This window comes from Methylobacterium sp. E-005 (assembly GCF_022829725.1).
Classification (GTDB): domain Bacteria; phylum Pseudomonadota; class Alphaproteobacteria; order Rhizobiales; family Beijerinckiaceae; genus Methylobacterium.
The window spans coordinates 1-301 of the sequence record NZ_JAKSYG010000150.1; the positions used below are offsets into that span (position 1 = coordinate 1).

The window sequence follows — 301 nt, forward strand, 5'->3', positions numbered from 1 at the left end:
GAGTGGTGGGCGCCGTCGGGTAGGTCGCTGGCTCGGGTGGCCATTCCAGCTAGGTGGCGGCCGATGCCGCGAGCGACGCCGAAGCCAGAGGCGGCATCATGGAGAATCTGCGCTCCGCAACCGATCCGAGCGGCGGCGCCGCGAACACGATCGCGTCGATCGCTTCCCAGACCAACCTCCTGGCGCTGAAAGCCACGATCGACGCCTCCCGCGCCGGCGCGGCGGGCCGGTGCTTCGCCGTGGTCGCCACCGAGATCAAAGCCCTGGCCGATCAGACACGCCGCGCCACGGAGGAGGTCGA

General features: G+C 70.8%; 1 protein-coding gene. It reads left to right on the top strand.

What is annotated here, in order from left to right:
* Positions 1–53 precede the first annotated feature (53 nt).
* The coding region (locus MKK88_RS15990) for a methyl-accepting chemotaxis protein (RefSeq protein ID WP_313902323.1) at positions 54–301 on the top strand (248 nt) is incomplete at its 3' end.